Origin of the sequence: Pseudomonas sp., from assembly GCF_036404235.1 — a bacterium.
Taxonomy (GTDB): domain Bacteria; phylum Pseudomonadota; class Gammaproteobacteria; order Pseudomonadales; family Pseudomonadaceae; genus Aquipseudomonas.
On record NZ_DASWOT010000014.1, the window covers coordinates 84,401 to 106,635 of the forward strand.

A 22,235-nucleotide genomic window follows, 5' to 3' on the forward strand; every position below is an offset into this window, starting at 1 on the left:
CTTTGTTACCGAACGGAGAATAATCCTTTGGTATGGCTGACATGGATCAGTTACTTCATGTCACAATTTGCTATCTCTCCAGAGAATAGCCAATGGACACTCTGCAAAACATGCGCGCTTTCAGTTGCGTGGCACAAGCGGGAAGCTTCACTGCTGCTGCAGCTCAGTTGGACACCACTACCGCTAACGTTTCGCGGGCAGTCTCTAATCTTGAAGCACACCTGCAAACCCGGCTTCTCAACCGCACCACACGACGCATCGCCCTGACCGAAGCAGGCAAGCGTTATTTGCTCCGCTGCGAGCAGATTCTCACTTACGTCGAAGAAGCCGAAGCCGAAGCCAGCGATGCCCATGCGCGCCCTTCCGGGCAGCTCAAGGTCCACTCGATGACCGGCGTCGGTCAGCATTATGTGATTGATGCTATTGCGCGTTATCGGCGTAATCACCCGGACGTCTCGTTCGACCTGACCATGACCAACAGCGTGCCCGATCTGCTTGAAGAGGGCTACGACGTGTCAATCGTGTTGGCCAGCGAACTGCCCGATTCGGGTTTCGTATCGCAGCGCCTGGGCATTACCTACAGCATCGTTTGCGCATCGCCCGCCTACGTTAAAGCGTTTGGTCTCGCGCAAAAGCCAGTGGACCTTTTGAATCACGCCTGTCTACGCCTGGTAAGCCCGGTATTTCCCCTTGAAAAATGGGCGTTCGACGGTCCGGATGGCCAGGAAATGGTAACGATCAACAGCTCGCCGTTTCTGGTGAACTCCGCTGACGCCATGAAGACTGCAATCAGTAGTGGCATGGGGATTGGCATTCTGCCGATCTATTCGGCCATCGAAGGCCTGCGCAACGGCACACTGGTGCGGGTGCTGCCGAGCTACAGATCGCATGAATTGAATCTGTACGCCATCTATCCCTCAAGGCAGTACCTGGACGCAAAGATCAAGACCTGGGTCGAGTACCTGCGCGGCTCGCTGCCGGAAATCATGGCGGCCCACGAGGCAGACCTGCAAACCCATGCGCTGCTAGAGTCGGTCTGACACGCCATTATTTACTGTAGGAGCCAACTTGTTGGCGAGACGCCTGAGACACCGCCTCGCGAATAAGTTCTCTAGAGTGCGTTTTGGCCCTGTCCCCCCTTGAACTGCTGTCGGAGCGCGGCTTGTCCCGCGACCGATGGGGAACCCGTCGTAAACCTGCGCACGCGGTATGACAGGCAGACCGCACGTATCGGGTTTACTGCCGCTGCTCGCCAGGTCGCGGGACAAGCCGCACTCCTACAGCTGATCACCCGCCATATTGAAGACATACGCCATCCGCCGTGGCGAAGCATTTGATACGGCCACGCCTTTCAGAAAAAACACCGCCTGAAAGCTTGACCGGAAACAGAGTATCTACAGAGACCACATGACATCTCCCGCTGCCAATCGCCCGGCAAGAATGTTAGCGTGCTACGCACTGTCTATCTGAACTGCCCGAGAGAAGCTATCCGATGAAAAAGACCGTCCTTGCCTTCAGTCGCGTGTCCCCGGAAATGGCCGAGCGCTTGCAGCAAGATTTCAACGTGATCATCCCCGACCCCAAAAACGGCGACCTGAACCAACAGTTCAACGACGCGCTGCCGCACACCCACGGCATGATCGGTGCGGGTCGACCGTTGGGCCGCGAGCAATTGGCGAGCGCCACGCAGTTGGAAGTGGTGTCGAGCATCTCGGTCGGCTACGACAATTATGACGTTGGCTACCTGACCGAACGCGGCATCATGCTCACCAACACCCCGGATGTGTTGACCGAAAGCACCGCCGACCTGGGTTTCTCGCTGATCATGAGCAGCGCCCGTCGCGTGGCCGAATTGGACGCCTGGACCAAAGCCGGCCACTGGAAGCGCAGCATCGAAGCAGCACAGTTCGGCACCGATGTGCATGGCAAAACGCTGGGTATCGTCGGCATGGGCAACATCGGCGCAGCCGTTGCGCGTCGTGGACGCCTGGGTTTCAACATGCCGATCATTTACAGCGGTAACAGCCGCAAGACCGACGTCGAGCAGGAACTGGGCGCGCAATTTCGCACGCTGGATCAACTGTTGGCTGAAGCGGATTTCGTGTGTCTGGTGGTGCCGCTGAGCGAGAAGACCAAACACTTGATCAGCACCCGTGAGCTGTCATTGATGAAGAAGAGCGCGATCCTGATCAATATCGCGCGCGGTCCGATTGTCGATGAGCCGGCGCTGATCGAAGCGCTGCGCAACGGCACCATTCGTGGCGCGGGTCTGGATGTGTACGAGAAAGAGCCGCTGTCGGAGTCGCCGCTGTATCAGTTGAGCAATGCCGTGACCCTGCCACACATCGGCTCAGCCACCCACGAAACCCGCCAGGCCATGGCCGATCGTGCCTACGCCAACCTGCGTGCCGCGCTGTTGGGCGATAAACCGCAAGACCTGGTGAATCAGCAGGTGTGGAAAGGTTGAAACTGGTCATCGCCTGAACCGAGCCTGCGATTGCGGTCCGTCATGTAAACCGCATCGCAGCCTTTATCCAGTGTTTGCTGCGCGACCGTGTGGCGTCTGGACGACGGGCAATCTCCTTTCTCAAGCCAGCTTGGCGGCCACCGGCACAACGGCTTTGGGTTTCCTGAACACCAGCACATTCCCCAGCATCACCAACACCAACCCGATCAGCGCAGGCGTGGTCCATTGGTAGCCTTCGGCAAACGCCGAGACATTCAGCGCCACCACCGGGAACAACACCGTGCAGTACGCCGCGCGTTCTGGCCCCATGCGCCCGACCAGTGTCAGGTAAGCGGTGAAGCCAATCACCGAGCCCGGAATCACTAGATACAGCAGCGAGCCGATGTACCGCGTATTCCACTCAAACGCGAACGGCGTACCACTGACCAAGCAATACACGCCCAACATTGCCGCACCGTAGAGCATGCCGTAGGCGTTAGTGGTTAACGGACGCAAGCCGGCTTTCTGCTGCAAGCTCGACAGCATGTTCCCGGCAGAGAAGCACAAGGTGCCCAACAACGCTAACCCCAAGCCAATCAGGGTTTCGCGACTGGCGGTATGTCCCGACAATTCAGGCCAGAATAAACACGCCAACCCGACCAGGCCCAAAGCGCCGCCAGCGATCACGTTCCGAGCCACTTTTTGCTTGAAGAAAACTCGCGCGTTCAGGGCATTCCACAATGTCGAGGTGGAGAACACCACCGCGATCAGCCCGCTGGGAATCCACTGACTGGCAGTGTAAAAACACATGAAGTTGATGCAGAACAGGCACAACCCCTGCGCCAGGCAAATCAACTGACCACGACGATTGACCGGCTGCAGCTTGCCGCTGAGCAGCAGCATGACGAACAGGATCAGCGCAGCAAGACCGAAGCGATAAACGATCGAGACGGCAATCTCCACGTCACCCAATTGCAGTTTCAAGGCGATCCAGGTGGTGCCCCAAATCAACACGGTGAGCAGATACAGCGAGATGTTCATGGCAGGCTCCTTAATGAAACCCTAGTTTGAACAGTCATTACGCGGGGCATTTGCACAATCTTGCGCATTTGATCGCCGGGTAGCTGGCAGCGCGGGCGCTACAAGGTAGGATGCTGAGCCTGACCGACGAAACTTTTCCGTAGGAGCGAATTTATTCGCGAGGTACCTTCCTGGCGTACCGGCGCCAATCCTTCGCCAACACGTTGGCTCCTACAGAAAACGCTGGATCTGACACATCGAGTTAAACCCATATGCCATCACTCGACACCCTCCAGGTTTTCCAATCCCTGAACAGTTCGCCCAATGCCCGACTGGAGCAAAGTGCGTCGCTGGGAGACGGGATGGTTGCGGCGTTGTGGAACAACCGGCACGACGCGCAGGAATATCACGCGCCCAGTCACCACACGCTGTCGTGCTATATCGACGGCGGCCTTGATACGTTTCGCCGCGAACAGCCTGGTAACAAAGGGGCACCGGGCAAACTGTGCATCCTGCCCGCTGGGCATCAGTCAGCCTGGGTGGTCAACGGTGAACTGCGACTGGCGCACCTGTACGTCAGTCCTGAACAATTCGCCCTCATCTGCGTGACGATGCTGGACCGTGAGCCACGCGAGTTGGCGCTGCGGGAAAAAACCTTTATCGACGATCCCCTCCAGGCTCAGCGCTTTGGGCAGTTGATCCAGATGAACTGGAGCGAACCTGGCGAGCGCCTGCTGACCAGCAGCCTGGCCCACGACATGCTCAATCACACCATGCTCAATCAGGTCGGACTGCGCAACGGCCTGCGCTTGAAAGGCGGACTTGCGCCGCATCTGCGTCGGCAGTTGATCGAATTCATCGACAGCCATTTGGCCGACCCATTGAGCCTTGGGCAATTGGCCGGGATGTGCGCGTTATCCGAATACCATTTCGCCCGGATGTTCCGTGAAAGCTTCGGCCTGCCGCCGCATCAATATTTGCTGGCACGCCGCCTGCATCGAGCCAGGCACTTGCTGCGCAGCGGCACACAAGCCTTTGGCGACATCGCGCTGGACTGTGGATTCGCCAGTGCCAGCCATTTTAGCAATCGGTTTCGGCAGGCCGTTGGGGCCACGCCGGGGGAGTATCGGTTGGCGTTTGCCTGACGGTAGGAGCGAATTTATTCGCGAGACGGCGTCACATCCGACGAACCTCTCTCGCCTGATATATTTTTCGCCAATGAATTCTCTCCTACAGAGAGTCCCATTGCAGTCGTCCCGCTTTAAAACTCCAGCGTGGTCGCCACCACAACCTGACGCGAATCGCCCATCGACACGAAATAGCGGCTCACTGCTGAGCTGTAATAGGTGCGATCAAATAGGTTCTTTACGTTGAGCTGAAACTTGACCTTTTGCCCGTCGAGCTTCGTTTCGTAGGTCGCGAACGCATCCGCGACGGTGTAACCCGGCAGGTCGAAATCGTTGTCGGGATTACCAGCGCGTTCGCCGACATAATGCGCGCCGCCTCCCAGACGCAACCGGTCGCCTCCCAGCAGCGCACCAACCTCATACACCGCCGACAGCGAGCCGCTGTGTTTGGGCACGTTCTGCAGGCGATTGCCTTTGAGCGTCGGATCCTCGATCACGTGTGCGTCAGTGAACGCATAGCCGCCAATCAGGCTCCAGCGCTCGGACAACTGCCCACTCACATCCAACTCCAACCCACGCGAGCGAACTTCGCCCGCCGTGCTGTAAACCGTATTGGCCGTCAGAGAGTCGAAATTCGCTACCAACACGTTGCGCTTTTTGACGTCGAACAGCGCCAGGGTTGCACTCAACGCGCCCGATCTGTCCCATTTCGCGCCTAACTCCCAGGACTTGGCTCGCTCTGGCAACGTCCCGGAGTCCAGCGTCGTGCCCCCGGCCAGCGCTGCAATGCTGGAATTGGGCTTGAAGGATTCGGTGTAGCTGCCATAAAACGACAGCTCATCATCGACGCGATAAACCAGACCGGCACGGGGTATCCACTTCTGTCCATTGAGATCGGTGTTGACGGAGAAAGGCCGCCCTTTGCCAGCCACTTGGTCATAGGTCTGAAAACGTGCGCCCGTCACCAGAATCCAGTGCTCGGCTAAATGAATCGAGTCTTGGGCGAACACCGAGTCGGTCCGCAAGATGTCGCTTTGATTACTGTCGGCCGGGCTGGCGAAGGTGCCTTCGGGCTCCAGCCCATAAACCGGATCGAGGTAACTGAACGTGGTCTGGCTTTTCTGGCGAATCAGATCGGCGCGGTAAATCTTGCGGTACTCGTCATCGAAACCGAGCAACAGATCGTGCTGCATTCCCAGAAAATCCGCGCTACCGTTAAGGGTCAATGTAGTGAAGCGATCAGTGCTCAGCGCGCCACCCGTGCCGTCCATGGAGCGGGTCAAGGTGCCGCTCGCCGAATTGACAGCAGTAACGCGCACCTGACTGGCGTCGTAGGTTTCCCGGTTGTAGCTGTAGCCCAGGTGGCCTTTCCAGTTGTCATCGAATTGATGATCGGCCTCGAAACGATAAAGGTCCGAGCGCCCTTGCATGCTGTTGAACGGCTCATCCAGACGGCGGGTGGCCGGGATATCCAGCGGGTGGTTGGTAAGCGGATCGATGGCGGTGCCGCGATCGAATGGATAGACAAACTCGCGATGTTCATAGGCGGCGAGTAACTGCGTGGTGTCGCCATTCCAGGCCAGTGACGGCGCCACCAGCGACTCACGATGCACACCGTAATTGCGCCAGTAATCCTCGTCTTGGTGATCGATGATTATCCGGTAGGCAAAGCCCTGCCCTTCCCATTCAGAGCCGCCCAAGGGGCCGGTGCTGTCGAGGGTGCCGCCGCTACCATTCTTGCCATCGCCAAACGTTGAGCCGCGAGCGGTCAGTGCGTTGTAGGCAGTCATCTCCGGGCGCTTGCTAATGACGTTAATCACCCCGCCCGGGTCCTGAATGCCATACAGCAAGCTCGACGGCCCTTTGAGCACTTCAATGCGTTCGGCGCTGGCGTTCAGATTGCGGCCCTGCACCACGGGCATGCCGTCACGCATGATCGAGCCGTCGCGGTTGTCGCCAAAACCACGCTTCATCAAGGTGTCCTGCGTGCTGCCCAAGGTGTTGCCTTGGGTGACGCCGCTGACGTTGTTCAGCGCGTCATCAAGATTGCGGGGGGCCTGATCGCGCAACACCTGCGCCGGGACCACGCTGATGGCTTGCGCGATGTCGAGCGTCGGCGTGGAAGAGCGCGTCACCGAGTTGCCGGGCGGCTGGTGGCCGGTTATCGATTGCCAGCGCGAGTCAACGTTGGTCGCCTGGAGCGTGATCGCGCCATGAGTGGCAAGCGGTTCCAGGGTGAAGGTTCGCTCGGTGGCGCGTCGGTAGGTCAAGCCAGAATTGCCCAACAGCCTCTTGAGTGCTTGTTCGGGGCTATACGCACCATTGAGTGCCGGGGCGTCGATGGCATAGGGCGTTTCCTGGGTGTAGACAACGCTCAGGCCAGTGATGCGAGTGAAATCACTGAGGGCCTGCGGCAACGGCTTGGCGGAGATGGAAAAACTGAAAGCGGAGTCGGTCGCTTGGGCGTAGATACTCCAAAGCGCGAAAGTAATTGCGAACCAGACTTTCAACTTTCCGGCCTCATGCCACGTGCTGTCATGAACATCGCAAAACTGTTGGCGCGAGTCTCACCCGCAAAGTGCTCAGTCCATTCAGCAGATGTCTTCGCGGGCAAGCCTGGCGCCAACTCATTCTGCTCCGGTGCGCCACTGTGCGGCATTGAGGACAAATGCTTCACCGCAGCACAATCACACGCCCCAACAGCTCGTACTGCTCGAAACCGACCACCGATTTCAGCGCGTCGAGTACAGCGTGCGGGTCATTGCTGGGGAAGCTGCCGCTGACGCGTTTGGCAGCCAACTGATCATTGAGCAGCACAATCCGGCCGGGGTAATAGCGGCTCAGGTCACTGATGACGTCGGCAAGCGGTGCGCGGTAGTAATTCAACCAGCCCTGGCGCCAGGCCAGTTGGTTCTCGCTGTCGATCATGGCCGGAACCGTGGTAGTGCGCTCGTCATAAGTCACGCGCTGACCCGCCGTCAGCACCTGTTGCGGTTGAGCACCGACCGCGCTGACACCGACCTTGCCCGACAGCACGGTCACCTGCGCACCGACCGCTTGCAGCCGGACTTCAAATTGGGTGCCCAACACACGCGTCTGCCCCGCCTGCGCGTCAACCACAAACGGCGCCCCGGTGTGGGTCACCTGAAAAAACGCAGCGCCACGCCGCAGTTGCACATGGCGCTCGCCTCGCTTGAAGTCGACTGCGATGGCGCTGTCGGCATCGAGCGTGATCTGGGATTGATCGGCCAGCGTTACGGTTCGAACCTGACCCGGCGCCGAGACATAATCGGCACCCAAATCATCCACCCAGCGCTGCGGCTGCCACCCCATTCCGACACTGATCATCAACACCAGACACGCCGCCATCGCCACACCAGCCGACCAGCGTGGCAAGGCGCGGCGCCTGCGTGTGGGCTCGGGAGCGTCCATGGCAGCCAGCAACGCCTGGAGCGCGGCGTCATCAGCGCGAGCGAGCCGCATGGCGGGCTCTTCGCTCAACTCCCACAGTACTTGCGCCTGAGCATAGGCCTCAGCGTGCGCCGGATCAGTTTGCAACCAGCGACTGAAATCCGCCTGAACGGCTGCGCTGGGCTGGTCATGCAAGCGGCTCAACCAAGTCAACGCAGCATCATGTTGATCTTGGGAGACGGAAATGAATTCAGATGGCGCTTTCATCGGCGAGCGTCCTCTGACTTCGCACGCAAGGAGCTGGCCGGTAATGCATCAAGATCAAGACTCGCCTTGCAGGCCTGCAGGGCGCGCATCATATGTTTTTCCACCGCACTTTGCGAAAGCCCCATGACCTTGGCGATCTCGGCGTACTTGCGCCCGTGAATGCGATTGAGCAGGAAAATCTGCCGGGTCTTTTCCGGCAATCCGCGCAAGGCGGCTTCGACGTGGCGCAGATCATTGTTGGCCTCCAGCGCCGCGTGGGGCTGATCGTCGAGCACGTCCTGCGGCTGCGCCATGCACTCTTCACTGACCCGCGCTCGCGCGCCCTCATTACGCAGATGGTCAATCGCGATGTTCCCTGCGCAACGCAGCAGATAAGTGCTGAGCTCTTCAACTTGTACCAGCGGCCGGCGCCAGAATCTGACGAACAAATCCTGCACCAGATCGGCTGCCGTCGCCCGACACCCCACGCGACGGCTCACCAGCGCTTCCATTTGCGAACGCTGGGACAAAAACACTTTGAGAAAGTGCGCGCGGCCACCGTCTTGCTCGGCGCCAGCTTGATGGGAGTCGGGCGTCTCAGGGGGCGGAGACGTCATCAGGCTCACCTCAGGCAAACCATTGGCTGACAACGGCGAACGGGCTGATCAGTAAAACAACCCCGGCCAAAAGCAGGGCCAGCCTTGGCCGATAAGACATCGCCATCAACAGCAACACCGCACTGCCCATGAGCGCGGCAAACCACTGCACAAGCCCGAGCCCCCAGCCACCGGCCTCGACACCCGCCCACAGCGACAGCAGCAACACCGTCCACCCCAGCACACGCAAGGTTAACTGACGCCGAGGCGCCAGTTTGCTGCCGGTGAGATCAGCGTAATGACGGCTCATCGAGAGGCTCAGTGCGGTAAATCCCAGGTAGCACAGCAGCGCGGCGAGGAGCATCAGCGGGCCTCACGATGGACGATGTTCGAGGGGATGCCTTCGCCAGCACGCTCACCTGCTGGACCTTCGGCCAGCATCGGTTTCACGCCACTCGCAGACTCTGCTGGTGAACCGTGCTGCGCATCGGTACTGGCGACCCGATGAATGAGCCCACTCACCTGGCCTTCGCCCAGATGCAGTTTTTGGCTGTTATGGGGCTCTTTGGGAGCACGCTTGCTCACAGCGTTTTTGTGCCGCCCCGGACGGAACTTCATCGCCGCCCAGCCCAGAAAAATCCCGGTCGCTAACGCCGTCAAATCCAGACCCGGGAGAGCCCAGTGACCTTGCTGCAGCGCGGCCAACAGATACGGCCCGGTGGTCAACGCATCGAGCACTGGCAAGGTGCCGAACAGCAAGGCGCCCAATCCCAGTTGTTCACGCCACGCCGTTGCGCCCTTGCGCAGCAGTGCATGCAACAACGCCAAGCCCCAGACGATGAAAAATGCTTTGACCTCCCATGCTTCTCGTCCGGCAAGGATGGGTGGCAACAGGCGATTGGCCCAGAAAAAACTCGCGACCGCCAGCATCAGCCCAGACATGCTGGCAACGTTCAGCACCTCCACCAAGCGCAACTCGAACGGCAACACGCCACTGCTCGCATGCTTGAGCCGGCGCTTGCCAAGCCACATCACCAACCCGGTGCCAATCAATGCAGTGCCACCGATACCGAACACAAAGTACAACCAACGCAGCAACGGCCCAGCGAAATGCCCCATGTGCAGGCCGTAGAGCGCTCCTGCCAGTTTCAACGGCGCGGAGGTCATCGAGTTTTCGCTGTTTAGCTCGCCCGTGGTGCCGTTGAAGGTCAGTCCGGAACCCGGCTCGTAGACGATCTGGTCGTCGCGGCGACGCACAAACGTAACATTGGCGTTGGCATCCCCCGGTCTATTCACCACAAGACGCGCTATCGGTGCGCCCTGCCAATGCTCACGGGCGACCTCCATCATGGGTCGTAATGGCGCCAGTGGCGCAGAGGTCCCGGAGGCTTGCACGGTCTTGAAGGAAGGGAACAGGTCATTGAAAAAGGCCTGAGTGTCATTGTCGTACTTGGTGAGAATGCTCGCAGGCATGATCATCGTCATGAAAATCACCAGGCTGCTGTAGGTAATCATCAAATGAAACGGCAAGACCAGCACACCGACCGCGTTATGGCCGTCCAGCCAGGAGCGCTGGCCTTTGCCCGGCCTGAAGGTGAAGAACTCCTTGAAAATCTTCTTGTGGATAATCACGCCGCTGATCATCGTGACTAACATCACCATCGCCGCGATAGACGCCAGCCAACGCCCCCAGGGGTAAGGCATTTGCAACTGGAAATGAAACCGGTAGAAAAAATCGCCGCCTTTGGTTTCTCGTGCATTGACTTCGGCGCCCGTCAGGGGGTCAAGGGTCTTTTCCTTGAACGCACCGCCAGGTGGCTGCCACATCACCGATAAACCGGGCGAACGGGCGTCGGGCAGATTAATGAACCAGCGCGAGGCATCGGCGCCGTTTTTTTGCAGCCAGCCCTGCGCCAGTTCGAGACTGGCGCCTGCGTCCACGTCTCGAACCGGTACTTCAGGTTGTGCCCATTGGGTGATTTCATCTTTGAAATACGAAAGCGTGCCGGTCAGAAATATCGCGAACAACAGCCAGCCGAACACCAGCCCAGCCCAAGTGTGCAGCCAACTCATGGACTGACGGAATCCCTCCTTCATGACAGCCACCGACCGATGCCATACAGCGCTGCGAACACTGCGGCAGGCATCAACACGCCCAACCATGCACGCCAAGCGCTGCGACACGCAAAACACCACAGGACGACGAGCAACCAGGCGACGAACGAGACCGTCATGGCCAGCACCACCGACTCTGCACGAGAGAATGGCAACCATTGCGCCAGACACACGCTAAACAGCGCGGCAACCAGATAACCGCCCAGGGCCGCAGCCAGTACGCGGGAGGCAACAGCGAATCGCCACCCCAGGGAAACCTCGCCCCGCTTGGCCTTCGCAGGTTTGCGCCGCCCCGACGCAATGCCCTCCATCAGCAGACGACGCCCAATGGCGCCGGGTAGGAAATATCTTCAATATTTGCCTGAATCAACATCGGGTTGTGTTTCCTGATGGCGGCTTAATCCGTGGGAATTTGCCGAGATGCAAAAGAACACAATATTAATGATAAATATTCTCATATGCAAAGAAGTCTGTGTTGATCGCCTGCATTCACGGGCTAGCGCGTACAGCACGGGCTCCGGCTCCCGTTGCGTTTTTATCGACAAGGCCGGACCTGCCTTCAAAGCGCCTACCCGCCCGAAATATATTCTCTGTCGTTAGGGGTTGAATTGTTTCCTAATTGGCGCCAACACTGTGAGGGAGGGCAGACGAAACGTCAGTGACGTCAAGACTCTCCCGAGCAAGCCAAAGTAAGGGAAGAACTATGCAAATCCAGGTCAATAGCGATAACCACATCGAAAGCAGTGTCCGACTGGAGGAGTGGGTACGAAACACCGTTGAAAGCACGCTCGACCGCTACGAAGAAGACCTCACCCGCATCGAAGTCCACATCCAGGACGAAAACGGCGATAAGCCAGGCCCGCATGACATCCGCTGCCAAATGGAAGCCCGGCCAAAAGGACACCAACCTGTTTCTGTCACCCATAAAGCCAGCTCGCTGGACCTGGCCGTAGACGGCGCCGCCGTGAAGCTCGATCACGCACTGGAGCACCTGTTCGGTAAATTGCGCAGCAAACGAGGTGGCGTCTCGGCCATCAGCACTGCCAAAGACGGCGATGCGCAAAGTCCGGATGCGCTGCTGCAGGAAGAATTTCTGGAGAAAGACGACGCCCTGCACGGTTGACCCGGCGGCGTAAATCGGTCGACTGACAGCAGCCGATACAACACTTGAGCATCAGATAAGGGCGGCCCTGTGGAGACAGGTCTGCCCTTTTTCGTTGAGGGAGATCATCCCAAGGCCGCAGCCACGGCGGCTCGCACACAAAGTAGGCATCGCCGTGCATTAATGGTGCTTGCCCTGAAAGAAAGCGGCAAATGGCCTTTATGCATTGAGGGATTTGCTGTCGGTGACAAGTTCGTTCATGCCGCATTTACTCGCTGAACCGATTCGTCAGGGCCGTTCATCGCAGGTGGCCCAAACCGTGCAAGCGCTGTATTGCAACCCTTACACCGGTGCGCAGCCGCGCGTAGCCCGCCTAAATAAATAATGGTTACTTCGCTCAATAGATTGCACATCAACGGATCAATAACAGGACAAACCGTTACGTCAGCGATAACGGCCAAGGCATGATTTTTTCTACCGTTGATCAGCGTCGAGAACTAAAGGGACTAACACCCGGTCAACTTATGCAGAATCGATAACCAGGTACCAGGCCATGGACAATCCTTTTCAACAGATCACCGATGCATTCCACCCAGATTATCGGGTTAACTTAAGTATCCAAGGCCTTGACGGCACCATCATGCTGACGCTTTCCAACGAGTCAGGGGTGGTCGCGAAACGTTTGATCAGTGCAGAACAGCGCAACTCGCCCAAACGTATGCGTCGCTTGATTGAAAGCGTGCAATTTGGCATCGCCATCGAACAAGGCCACAGTGCAATCAAAATCCTCGCCGCCATGACCGACGGTGATCTCAGGCAACTGACGCCCACCGCTGCCAAAAACGACGTATTCAACAGGCCGACCTTAGCAGCTGGCTTGTAAACATCCACCGGAGGCGGTCATCCATCGCCTCCCACCTGCGCCACGGCGATCGGTTTACGCGTCGCATCGTCCAGCGCAAGAATGGTGTGAGCATTGGTCACCGTCGTCGCCAGCGTGTTGATCACCCCTGAACGCAACGCCCCCAACGTCGCCGCCGCCTTGGTGTTTTCGCTGGCAATTGCCACCACGTCCGGGATTCGTGCCAGCTCCTGCACATTCAAACCGATGATCCGCCCCTGCATGGCGTTGATCGCCGGCTGACCGTGAATGTCGATAAAGTCGTACCCCATCATGTCGCCCACGGTTCCAGACAACCTTGCCTGGGCGATCTCTTGTGGCGAGAACCAGCCCATGCGCACCATGTTGCTGTTCTCACTCATGTCGCCGATGCCTATCAAGGCCATGTCGGCGCGACGTGCGCGATCAAGGGTCGATCGCACCGTGTCGTTACTGATCAGCGCGCTACGCAGTTCGGGATTGGCTACCAGCGCGGGCGCGTACAAGGTTTCACTTTCCGCGCTGAAGCGCAGGGCCAAACGTCGGCAGATGTGATCGGGGTTCATGTACTCCCCCGCTTTCAACGAGCCACCAATTGCGCAGACGAATGTGCAGTTACGGCTCACAGGCAGGAACACGTTGTCCGCCACCGCCCCGACGTTTCGCCCCATGCCGACTGCGACGATCATGCCATCGCTCAAGGTCTTGTTGAGGTAGTTCGCAACCAGGCTGGCCACCGCCGAACGCTGGGTATCGGCATCGCTGTGGTCCACCGCAATCAATGCACGGTCCAGCTTGAAGCGCTTGACCAGCGTCTGTTCCAACTCGTTGTTCATGGTCGGATGCTGCAACACTCGCACCTCGACGATACCTTCATCGCGGGCACGCTTGAGCAGACGACTGACTTTTGCCCGCGACAAGTCGAACCGCTTGGCAATGGCTTCCTGCGTGACGTTCTCGAGGTAATAGAGCATGGCGACGTCGGTCATCAGATCGATATCGCTGACCCCGGCTTGAGTACTGTCACTCATGAGAACTGGCTTCCGTTTCAACTTCAAAGGCGCATTCTCGCTATTCCCTGTCTCCGGCGTCCAGCCACGTCTGACTTCCCCGACTATTAACTAATGGCCCTCACGCTCGATGGCGTTAATCCGATCCACCTTGGCGCCAGAGCGGGCCGCTTCGAATTCCGACTGCAAAAACGAACTGACGACGCTTTTGGCCAACTCCGGGCCGATCACCCGCGCACCAATGGACAGAATCTGCGCGTTGTTGCTTTTGCGCGCACGTTCGGCGGAATAGGTGTCGTGGGCTTGAGCGGCGCGAATGCCCATCACCTTGTTGGCCGAGATGGCCATGCCGATGCCCGTGCCGCAGACCAATACGCCCAGCCGGTGATGGCCATCATTGATAGCATTCGCGACAGCCAGGGCGATGTCGGGATAGAGCACCGGCTCCAGGGAGTGGGTGCCGAAATCCTCAATGGGATGCCCCAGGGACTGGATGTGCCGCTTCAGCAACTCCTTCAACTCGAACCCCGCTTCGTCACAGCCGATAGCCACCGAAAAAGGTGTATTCATGGCGTCTTCACTCCGTTGCCGAAAGAAACGCAAAATCGATCATATGATCACTGCGTGAAATTATGTTCAGATATTTCGCAGTGAATCAGCCCCTTCTGTCAAGCAAGATCACACATCAAAAAAGTTAGAGTCCTCAAGAAATCCCACAAACACCCGGCATAAAGCCTAAAAACAGCCTTATTTGAAAAATTAACAGGAAACGAGTTGACTGATCAGAATTTCATTTGATAAACATATGCTCACTTCAAGCCGCGATCAATTGCTGACACGGCGTGAAACCTAATAAGAATTCACAGCACGAGGACACGCCAATGGCCCCGCCATTACTGCTCCAGGCTGAATGCATCGCCAAGGCCTATGCTGGCATTCCGGCATTGCGCGAGGGCCGACTCTCTTTAAGCGCTGGCAGCGTCCACGCCTTGTGCGGCGGCAATGGCGCCGGTAAATCCACCTTCCTTGGCATCCTCATGGGCATCACTCAACGCGATGCAGGGACCATCACCCTCAACGGCAAAACCGTACACTTCAATCGCCCAAGTGATGCGCTGGCGGCGGGCATCGCGATGATCACTCAGGAACTGGAACCCATCCCCTACATGACCGTGGCGGAGAACATCTGGCTGGGTCGCGAGCCGCGCCATGCGGGGTGCATCGTCGATTACAAGGAACTGAACCGGCGCACCCGCGCGCTCCTCGAAGAGCTGGAATTCGACGTCGACGCCACCAGCCCGATGCACCGGCTGAGCGTGGCGCAGATTCAATTGGTAGAAATCGCCAAGGCATTCAGCCACGACTGTCAGGTGATGATCATGGACGAGCCCACCTCGGCCATTGGCGAACGCGAAACAGAAACGTTGTTCAAGGCCATTCGCCGCCTGACCGAGCGTGGCGCCGGAATCATTTACGTCTCGCATCGTCTTAGCGAACTGGCGCAAATCGCCGACCACTACACGATCCTGCGCGATGGGGCCTTCGTCGAAACCGGGCGCATGGCCGACATCGACCGTGCGCACCTGGTACGCGGCATCGTGGGCCAGGAGTTACAGACCATCGATCACAAAATCGGCCGCCAATGCCAAGACCAGGCGTGTCTGGAGATCGATCAACTGAGTCGTAATGGCGAATTCCAGGACATCAGCCTGCAAGTCCGTCCTGGGGAAATCCTCGGCATTTATGGCTTGATGGGATCAGGTCGCAGCGAGTTTCTCAATTGCGTTTATGGCCTGACCCTGCCCGATTCCGGAAGCGTGACGCTCAAAGGTCATGCATTGCCCGTCGGCCTCCCGGCGTCGACCATCGCTGCCGGCATGTCACTGGTCACCGAAGACCGCAAGGACAGCGGCCTGGTCCTCACCGGCAGCGTCATGGCCAACATCGCCCTCTCTGCCTACAAACACTTGTCGAGCTGGTCGTTGATCAATGCACGCAAGGAAAACGAACTGGCACAACGCATGATCAAGCGCCTGCACATCAAGACCGCCTCACTGGACCTGCCGGTTGAATCGATGAGCGGCGGTAATCAGCAGAAAGTAGTGCTCGCCAAATGCCTGTCCACGCAACCGATTTGCTTGCTGTGCGACGAGCCCACTCGCGGTATCGACGAGGGCGCCAAACAGGAGATTTATCACCTGCTGGACGAGTTTGTCCGAGCCGGTGGCGCGGCCATTGTGGTCTCGTCCGAGGCCCCGGAACTGCTGCATTTGAGTGATCGCATCGCGGTGTTCAAGGGTGGCCGCCTGGTCACCATCAGCACCGACACTGCCCTGTCCCAGGAAGCCTTGTTGAGTCTCGCCTCATGAACGCCAAGACCTTATCCGCCCCGCTCAACGCCACCGCACCGCGCAACCGTCTGCGCCTGACCCTGGACCGCTTCGGACTGCCACTGGTGTTCATTGTGTTGTGCATCGTCATGGCGTTCGCCAGCGAGTACTTCATAACCTGGCGCAACTGGATGGACATCCTGCGCCAGACCTCGATCAACGGCATTCTCGCCGTGGGCATGACCTACGTGATCCTGACCAAAGGCATCGACCTGTCGGTGGGCTCGATCCTGGCCTTTGCCGGGTTATGCAGCGCATTGGTGGCGACTCAGGGCTATGGCTTGCTGGTGGCCGTCAGCGCCGGAATGTTCGCCGGCGCTATGCTTGGGGTCGTCAACGGTTTCATGGTGGCCAATCTGTCGATTCCGCCGTTTGTCGCCACCCTCGGCATGCTCAGCATTGCACGCGGCATGACCTTCATCCTCAACGATGGCAGCCCGGTCACCGACTTGCCTGAAGCCTATCTGGCGCTGGGCATCGGTAAGTTCGGGCCCATCGGCATTCCGATTGTGATCTTCGCCGTGGTTGCGCTGATCTTCTGGATGATTCTGCGTTACACCACCTATGGCCGCTATGTGTATGCAGTCGGCGGCAACGAAAAGAGCGCTCGTACTTCCGGCATCGGCGTGCGCAAGGTGATGTTTTCGGTGTACGTGGTTTCCGGCTTGCTCGCAGGGCTGGCAGGCGTGGTCTTGTCGGCGCGCACCACGTCAGCGCTGCCACAGGCGGGTATGTCTTACGAACTGGACGCCATCGCCGCCGTGGTCATTGGCGGCACCAGCTTGTCCGGAGGTACTGGCAGCATCGTCGGCACGTTATTCGGAGCGCTGTTGATTGGCGTGATCAACAACGGCCTGAACCTGCTCGGTGTCTCGTCTTATTACCAGCAAGTCGCCAAGGGCCTGATCATCGTGCTCGCCGTGCTGATCGATGTCTGGCGCAAGAAAAAACGTTAAGCCCGCAACACCTCATCAGTGCAACAGAACGATTACAACAATAAGGAGTTCTTTCATGAAAGCAGGCAAAACCCTACTCGCCGCGATGGCTCTTTCTGCCCTTGCCAGCGGCATCGCCCAGGCGCAGACCTACAAGATTGGCGCTGCTGTCTACGGCCTAAAAGGCCAGTTCATGCAGAACTGGGTACGCGAAATCAAAGAGCACCCTGCGGTCAAGGACGGCACCGTGCAGATCACCGTGTTCGATGGTAACTACGACGCGCTGACCCAGAACAACCAGATCGAAACCATGGTGACCCAACACTACGACGCGATCATTTTCGTGCCCATCGACACCAAGGCAGGCGTGGGTGCCGTGGCCCGTGCAGAAGAAGCCGGGGTTGCGGTCATTGCCTCCAACACAAAGGTGGCTGGCGACAAGGTGCCTTATGTCGGCAATGACGACGTAGAAGGCGGCCGCCTGCAAGCTCAGGCAATGGTCGACAAGCTCGGCGGCAAGGGCAACGTGGTGATCATCCAGGGCCCTATCGGCCAGTCCGCGCAGATTGATCGCGAGAAAGGCGAAATGGATATCCTGAAGAAAAACCCGAACATCAAAGTCATTGAAATGAAAACCGCCAACTGGTCCCGCGCCGAATCCCTGACCTTTACCGAGGATTGGCTCAATGCACACCCCAATGGCGGCATCTCCGGGATCATCGCGCAGAACGACGACATGGCCCTGGGCGCATTACAAGCGGTGAAGTCCCATGGACTGTCGCCTACAGACTTACCGATCACCTCTATCGACGGTATGCCTGACGCCATTCAGGCGGCGAAAAAAGGCGAAGTCACTACGTTCTTACAGGACGCTCAAGCGCAATCCCAAGGCGCCCTTGATGTCGCGTTGAAAAAACTGATCGGCGACGACTACAAGCCGCGCTCGGTGATTTGGGAACGCTACGCCAAAGACGTGAAATGGGCTGATGGCAAGGAGAAGTCGTACATCCTGCCTTGGGTACCGGTGCTCGACAGCAACGCCGACGCTCTTTACCAACAAGTCACTGCAACCAAATAACGACAGCCACTGCCATTGAAACAACGACCGCGGGCCGCAATGACTCGCCAGGAGTGAAACCATGTCTGGATTCTTGAACCGGGCGTTCGACCTCAAAGGCCGCTGCGCCGTAATCACTGGCGGTGGCGCCGGTATCGGGCTGGCCTGCGCCACATTGCTGGTGGAGTGCGGCGCCCGGGTTGCCTTGATCGACCGCGATCCTGGCGTCGAAGCGGTCGCCGTGAATCTGGGCAGCGAACACCTCGGACTGGTCGCCGACCTGAGTCGCCCTGATCAGATTCAGACCACTATCAACAGCATCGCGACCCGCTTCGGGCGCCTCGATTTCCTCGTCAACAGCGCAGGTGTCGTGTTTCTCGACAAAGCGCTGAACGTGACCGAACAAACGTGGGACACCACCCTGGACATCAACCTCAAGGCGAGCTTTTTCGTGGCCCAAGCCTGCGCTCGACACATGATTGAGCAAGGTTGCGGGCGCATCGTCAACCTGGCCTCGCAAGCCGCAATCGTCGGCCTCGATCAGCACGTTGCCTACTGCGCTAGCAAGGCCGCAGTGGTCGGAATGACCAAAGTCCTGGCGATGGAATGGGCGCCTTATGGCATCACCGTCAACGCTGTCTCGCCGACCATCGTCGAAACCGCGCTGGGCAAAAAAGCCTGGGCGGGCGAGCGTGGCGAACAGGCAAAAAAACAGATTCCCGTGGGCCGTTTTGCCCAGCCCGAGGAAGTGGCGGGATTGGTGCTGTACCTGCTTAGCGGGGTTGCACATATGGTCACTGGCGAAAACGTGGTGATCGATGGCGGTTACAGCATTCAGTGAGGCGGCGTGCCCTCCCGATGTTTCCTTTCAGCTTTTTGTGAGGTGTTTATGTCCACTGTTATCGAACGCCAACCTGCTGCAGTTGAGTCCGACGACCGTTTCAACCCAGTGATTCCGGCCACCATGCAGGCCGTGGTTTGCTATGGGCCAGAAGATTACCGCCTGGAAGAAGTCGCCGTGCCAACACCCGGTCCAGAGGAAATCCTGACCAAAGTCGAGCTGTGCGGTATCTGTATGGGCGATATCAAGACCTACCGAGGCGCGCCCTCGTTCTGGGGGGATGATCAACAGCCGCGCTACGTCAAACCGCCAATGATCCCCGGTCATGAATTCGTCTGCCGCGTCGTTGCTCTGGGGCCTGGCGCCGAGAAGCGCGGCGTCAAGGTGGGCGACCGGGTGATCTCCGAACAAATCGTGCCATGTTGGGGCTGCCGATTCTGCAACCACGGTCAATACTGGATGTGCCAGAAACACGACCTTTACGGATTCCAGAACAACGTTCAGGGCGCCATGGCGCAATACATGATTTTCACCAAGGAAGGCATCGTGCATCAGGTGCCGGACGCGATTGCGCCGGACGAAGCGATCCTCATCGAACCCCTCGCCTGCTCGCTGCATGCAGCCGATCGCGCCGATGTCGGCCTGGATGATGTAGTGGTAGTTGCCGGTGCCGGTACTTTGGGGCTGGGCATCATCGGTGCGGTCCGGCTGCGCAATCCGAAACGTCTGATCGTATTGGACATGAAACCCGAGCGCGCCGAACTGGCCCTGCGCATCGGAGCTGACGCGGTATGGAATCCGGCTGAAGAAGACGTACTGAAGAAGATTCGCGACATCACCGAAGGCTATGGTTGCGACATCTATATAGAAGCCACCGGCCACCACAAAGCGGTCAATCAAGGTTTGGCGATGCTGCGCAAACTGGGACGCTTCGTCGAGTTCAGCGTGTTCAACGATGAAACCACCGTGGACTGGTCGATCATTGGCGATCGCAAAGAGCTTGACGTACTCGGTTCGCACCTGGGTCCGTACATGTATCCACGCGCCATAGACTTCATCGGCAATCGCAAGATTGACATGCGCGACGTGGTCACGCACAAATTCGCCCTGGCCGACTTCAAAGAAGCGTTCGCGGTCATGGAACGTGGAGATCGTTCGCTGAAGGTCGTCCTGCAACCCTGATCCGACTGTTCGTTCGCACAAGAAAAAGAACAAGGAAATGCGTCATGAATCGAGTAATCAATGATCCGGATCTGGTGGTCGAAGACATGCTGAGCGGCATCCTCGTCGCCCATCCGCAGTTGACCCAAAGCGGCATCAACCCCCGCGTCATCAGTAAAACCAAACCTTCGAAAGCCGGCCAAGTGGGCGTCGTCACCGGTGGCGGCTCGGGCCACGAACCGGCGTTTCTTGGCTATGTTGGGCCTGGTTTGGTGGACGCAGTGGCAGTGGGCGAAATCTTCTCTTCACCCACTGCCAAGAGTTTTTTCGACGCCTTTCGCGCAGCAGATCATGGAGCGGGGATCGCGTGCCTGTATGGCAACTATGCCGGCGATAACATGAACGTGAAGCTAGCGATGAAAATGGCCGCCAGCAAGGATCTGCAAGTCCGCACCGTGGTCGCCAACGATGACGTTGCCTCAGCGCCAATTCAGGATATCTCCAAGCGGCGCGGTGTAGCGGGCGAGATCTTCATGTGGAAGGTTGGCGGCGCAGCAGCGGCTCAAGGCTACGATCTCGACGGCGTGATTCGCGTCGCACAAAAAGCGGTCGATCACTGCCGTTCGATTGGTGTCGGGCTCACGCCCTGCACCATTCCGGCGGTGGGTAAACCGAACTTCCAGATCGCCGATGGGCAGATGGAAGTGGGCATCGGTCATCACGGCGAGCCCGGCATCGAGATCGTCCCGACCGAATCCGCCTCGGCCATGGCTGAGCGCATGCTCAAGCCGATCCTCGTCGATCGCGATTTCAGCCAGGACAACAGCGTTGTAGTGCTGGTCTCCGGCCTTGGCGCCACGCCAGTGATGGAGCTGTACATTTTTTATGCGCAGGTCGAGCGCTTGTTGACCGAAAAAGGGCTAAAGATCCATCGCTGCTACGTTGGCAATTACTTTACGTCACTGGAAATGATGGGCGTGACCCTGACCCTGCTCGGTCTGGACGACGAGCTGACAAAACTGATTGACCACCCCTGCCAATCCATCGGCATGACCCAAGCGGAGTGACCCATGAACCAGCATTTCTCAAGTGCCTACGGCAGCGCCATTGTCGGCGACCTGGTCAGCGTGATCGTCGCCAACCGCGAATACCTCAGCGAAGTGGACGGTGCCATTGGTGACGGCGACCACGGCATCAACATGGCCAAGGGTTTCGCCCATTGCGGCAGAACGATAGAAGGTCGTCAACTGAGCTTGGCCGAAGCCCTCGATGAACTGACCCTAAGCCTGATGGAGGGTATCGGAGGCTCCATGGGGCCACTTTATGGCAGCCTTTTTATCGGCATGGCCGATGAAATCCGGAATAGTGAAACCATCGACGCCGTGCAATTCGCCAGGCTGCTGCGCGGCGGCCTGACATCGCTGCAAGACATCACCCAAGCAGGTGTCGGCGATAAGTGCCTGATGGACACTTTGATCCCGGCGGTCGAAGCGGCAGAAAAGGCCAGCAGCGAGGGCGCCTCGTTCAAGGAGATGTTGCGCCAGATCAAAGCGGCAGCATCGCGGGGCCGAGACTCAACCAGGGATCTGGTGGCCAAAATTGGCCGCGCGAGCCGCCTGGGCGAACGCTCGCTGGGCGTGCTGGACGCTGGAGCCGTGTCGTGCTGTTTGATTCTCACAAGGCTGGCGGACTCGGTGGAGACCCGGTTGCAGGGGTGACTTTTCCTTGGCTGGCACAACCCTGTGGGTGTAGGGGTTAATTGATCCGAAACGTGCCTACGCAAATCAAAGCGCCCCGACTCGACGGGGCACTTCATTACGGCACCCCACGTCAGGCGTCACGTAAAGTCATAATTGGGCGCTTCCCACAACCTTAATAAGTCAGCCAGATACCCGGCA

Annotated in this window: 21 protein-coding genes; 12 read left to right on the plus strand and 9 right to left on the minus strand. The window is 58.4% G+C overall.

Going from position 1 to position 22,235, the window contains the following annotated elements:
• Nucleotides 1-92: 92 nt before the first annotated feature.
• Nucleotides 93-1,040 (plus strand): LysR family transcriptional regulator, encoded by a 948-nt coding sequence (locus VGC62_RS01605; RefSeq protein WP_331185350.1) that lies wholly within the window; start codon nucleotides 93-95, stop codon nucleotides 1,038-1,040.
• A gap of 452 nt (nucleotides 1,041-1,492) precedes the next feature.
• Nucleotides 1,493-2,467, plus strand: coding sequence for a D-glycerate dehydrogenase (locus tag VGC62_RS01610; protein WP_331185351.1), 975 nt, complete (start codon nucleotides 1,493-1,495; stop codon nucleotides 2,465-2,467).
• A 120-nt stretch (nucleotides 2,468-2,587) separates the two neighbouring features.
• On the opposite strand, the gene VGC62_RS01615 is transcribed toward VGC62_RS01610, so the two are convergent.
• On the minus strand, nucleotides 2,588-3,487 hold the full coding sequence (locus VGC62_RS01615) for a DMT family transporter (RefSeq protein WP_331185352.1): 900 nt from the start codon (nucleotides 3,485-3,487) through the stop codon (nucleotides 2,588-2,590).
• A 251-nt stretch (nucleotides 3,488-3,738) separates the two neighbouring features.
• Here VGC62_RS01615 and VGC62_RS01620 point away from each other — a divergent pair, with 251 nt between their 5' ends.
• Nucleotides 3,739-4,611, plus strand: coding sequence for an AraC family transcriptional regulator (locus tag VGC62_RS01620; protein WP_331185353.1), 873 nt, complete (start codon nucleotides 3,739-3,741; stop codon nucleotides 4,609-4,611).
• Nucleotides 4,612-4,727: 116 nt separating this feature from the next.
• Here VGC62_RS01620 and VGC62_RS01625 read toward each other — a convergent pair whose 3' ends face one another.
• The 6 genes from VGC62_RS01625 to VGC62_RS01650 all read right to left on the minus strand — a co-directional run bounded on the left by VGC62_RS01625 (nucleotide 4,728) and on the right by VGC62_RS01650 (nucleotide 11,272).
• Nucleotides 4,728-7,064, minus strand: coding sequence for a TonB-dependent siderophore receptor (locus tag VGC62_RS01625; protein WP_414705729.1), 2,337 nt, complete (start codon nucleotides 7,062-7,064; stop codon nucleotides 4,728-4,730).
• A gap of 202 nt (nucleotides 7,065-7,266) precedes the next feature.
• Entirely contained in the window at nucleotides 7,267-8,271 is a 1,005-nt protein-coding gene (locus VGC62_RS01630) for a FecR family protein (RefSeq protein ID WP_331185354.1), read from the minus strand.
• The gene (locus tag VGC62_RS01635; protein ID WP_331185374.1) at nucleotides 8,268-8,870 is read right to left on the minus strand and encodes an RNA polymerase sigma factor; all 603 of its coding nucleotides are present in this window, start codon (nucleotides 8,868-8,870) and stop codon (nucleotides 8,268-8,270) included. The genes VGC62_RS01630 and VGC62_RS01635 overlap by 4 nt, the downstream gene beginning before the upstream one ends.
• Before the next feature lie 7 nt (nucleotides 8,871-8,877).
• Entirely contained in the window at nucleotides 8,878-9,210 is a 333-nt protein-coding gene (locus VGC62_RS01640; RefSeq protein WP_331185355.1) for a DUF3325 domain-containing protein, read from the minus strand.
• Entirely contained in the window at nucleotides 9,210-10,943 is a 1,734-nt protein-coding gene (locus tag VGC62_RS01645; protein ID WP_331185356.1) for a PepSY-associated TM helix domain-containing protein, read from the minus strand. The genes VGC62_RS01640 and VGC62_RS01645 overlap by 1 nt, the downstream gene beginning before the upstream one ends.
• Nucleotides 10,940-11,272 (minus strand): DUF3649 domain-containing protein, encoded by a 333-nt coding sequence (locus VGC62_RS01650; RefSeq protein ID WP_331185357.1) that lies wholly within the window; start codon nucleotides 11,270-11,272, stop codon nucleotides 10,940-10,942. The genes VGC62_RS01645 and VGC62_RS01650 overlap by 4 nt, the downstream gene beginning before the upstream one ends.
• 392 nt (nucleotides 11,273-11,664) lie before the next feature.
• Between VGC62_RS01650 and VGC62_RS01655 the strand changes: the two genes are divergently transcribed.
• Nucleotides 11,665-12,084, plus strand: coding sequence for an HPF/RaiA family ribosome-associated protein (locus VGC62_RS01655; protein ID WP_331185358.1), 420 nt, complete (start codon nucleotides 11,665-11,667; stop codon nucleotides 12,082-12,084).
• A 532-nt stretch (nucleotides 12,085-12,616) separates the two neighbouring features.
• Entirely contained in the window at nucleotides 12,617-12,946 is a 330-nt protein-coding gene (locus tag VGC62_RS01660) for a DUF3509 domain-containing protein (protein WP_331185359.1), read from the plus strand.
• 17 nt (nucleotides 12,947-12,963) lie between these two features.
• Here the strand turns inward: VGC62_RS01660 and VGC62_RS01665 are convergent, their stop codons facing one another.
• Complete coding sequence (locus VGC62_RS01665; RefSeq protein WP_331185360.1) at nucleotides 12,964-13,974, minus strand: sugar-binding transcriptional regulator; 1,011 nt, start codon at nucleotides 13,972-13,974, stop codon at nucleotides 12,964-12,966.
• A gap of 90 nt (nucleotides 13,975-14,064) precedes the next feature.
• Entirely contained in the window at nucleotides 14,065-14,523 is a 459-nt protein-coding gene (gene rpiB, locus VGC62_RS01670) for a ribose 5-phosphate isomerase B (RefSeq protein WP_331185361.1), read from the minus strand.
• A 311-nt stretch (nucleotides 14,524-14,834) separates the two neighbouring features.
• Here rpiB and VGC62_RS01675 point away from each other — a divergent pair, with 311 nt between their 5' ends.
• The 7 genes from VGC62_RS01675 (at nucleotide 14,835) to dhaL (ending at nucleotide 22,055) form a co-directional block, all read left to right on the plus strand.
• Nucleotides 14,835-16,322: a sugar ABC transporter ATP-binding protein gene (locus VGC62_RS01675; RefSeq protein ID WP_331185362.1), complete on the plus strand. Its 1,488-nt coding sequence runs from the start codon at nucleotides 14,835-14,837 to the stop codon at nucleotides 16,320-16,322.
• Nucleotides 16,319-17,299 carry an ABC transporter permease gene (locus VGC62_RS01680; RefSeq protein ID WP_331185363.1) on the plus strand — a complete coding sequence of 327 codons (981 nt, stop codon included), beginning with the start codon at nucleotides 16,319-16,321 and terminating at the stop codon, nucleotides 17,297-17,299. The genes VGC62_RS01675 and VGC62_RS01680 overlap by 4 nt, the downstream gene beginning before the upstream one ends.
• A 55-nt stretch (nucleotides 17,300-17,354) precedes the next feature.
• Nucleotides 17,355-18,356: a substrate-binding domain-containing protein gene (locus VGC62_RS01685; protein ID WP_331185364.1), complete on the plus strand. Its 1,002-nt coding sequence runs from the start codon at nucleotides 17,355-17,357 to the stop codon at nucleotides 18,354-18,356.
• 61 nt (nucleotides 18,357-18,417) lie between these two features.
• Nucleotides 18,418-19,176: a GolD/DthD family dehydrogenase gene (locus VGC62_RS01690; protein WP_331185365.1), complete on the plus strand. Its 759-nt coding sequence runs from the start codon at nucleotides 18,418-18,420 to the stop codon at nucleotides 19,174-19,176.
• A gap of 48 nt (nucleotides 19,177-19,224) precedes the next feature.
• Nucleotides 19,225-20,358 carry an MDR/zinc-dependent alcohol dehydrogenase-like family protein gene (locus VGC62_RS01695; protein ID WP_331185366.1) on the plus strand — a complete coding sequence of 378 codons (1,134 nt, stop codon included), beginning with the start codon at nucleotides 19,225-19,227 and terminating at the stop codon, nucleotides 20,356-20,358.
• A gap of 44 nt (nucleotides 20,359-20,402) precedes the next feature.
• The gene (locus VGC62_RS01700; protein WP_331185367.1) at nucleotides 20,403-21,404 is read left to right on the plus strand and encodes a dihydroxyacetone kinase subunit DhaK; all 1,002 of its coding nucleotides are present in this window, start codon (nucleotides 20,403-20,405) and stop codon (nucleotides 21,402-21,404) included.
• A 3-nt stretch (nucleotides 21,405-21,407) separates the two neighbouring features.
• Nucleotides 21,408-22,055: a dihydroxyacetone kinase subunit DhaL gene (gene dhaL / locus VGC62_RS01705; RefSeq protein ID WP_331185368.1), complete on the plus strand. Its 648-nt coding sequence runs from the start codon at nucleotides 21,408-21,410 to the stop codon at nucleotides 22,053-22,055.
• The last annotated feature ends 180 nt before the right edge of the window (nucleotides 22,056-22,235 follow it).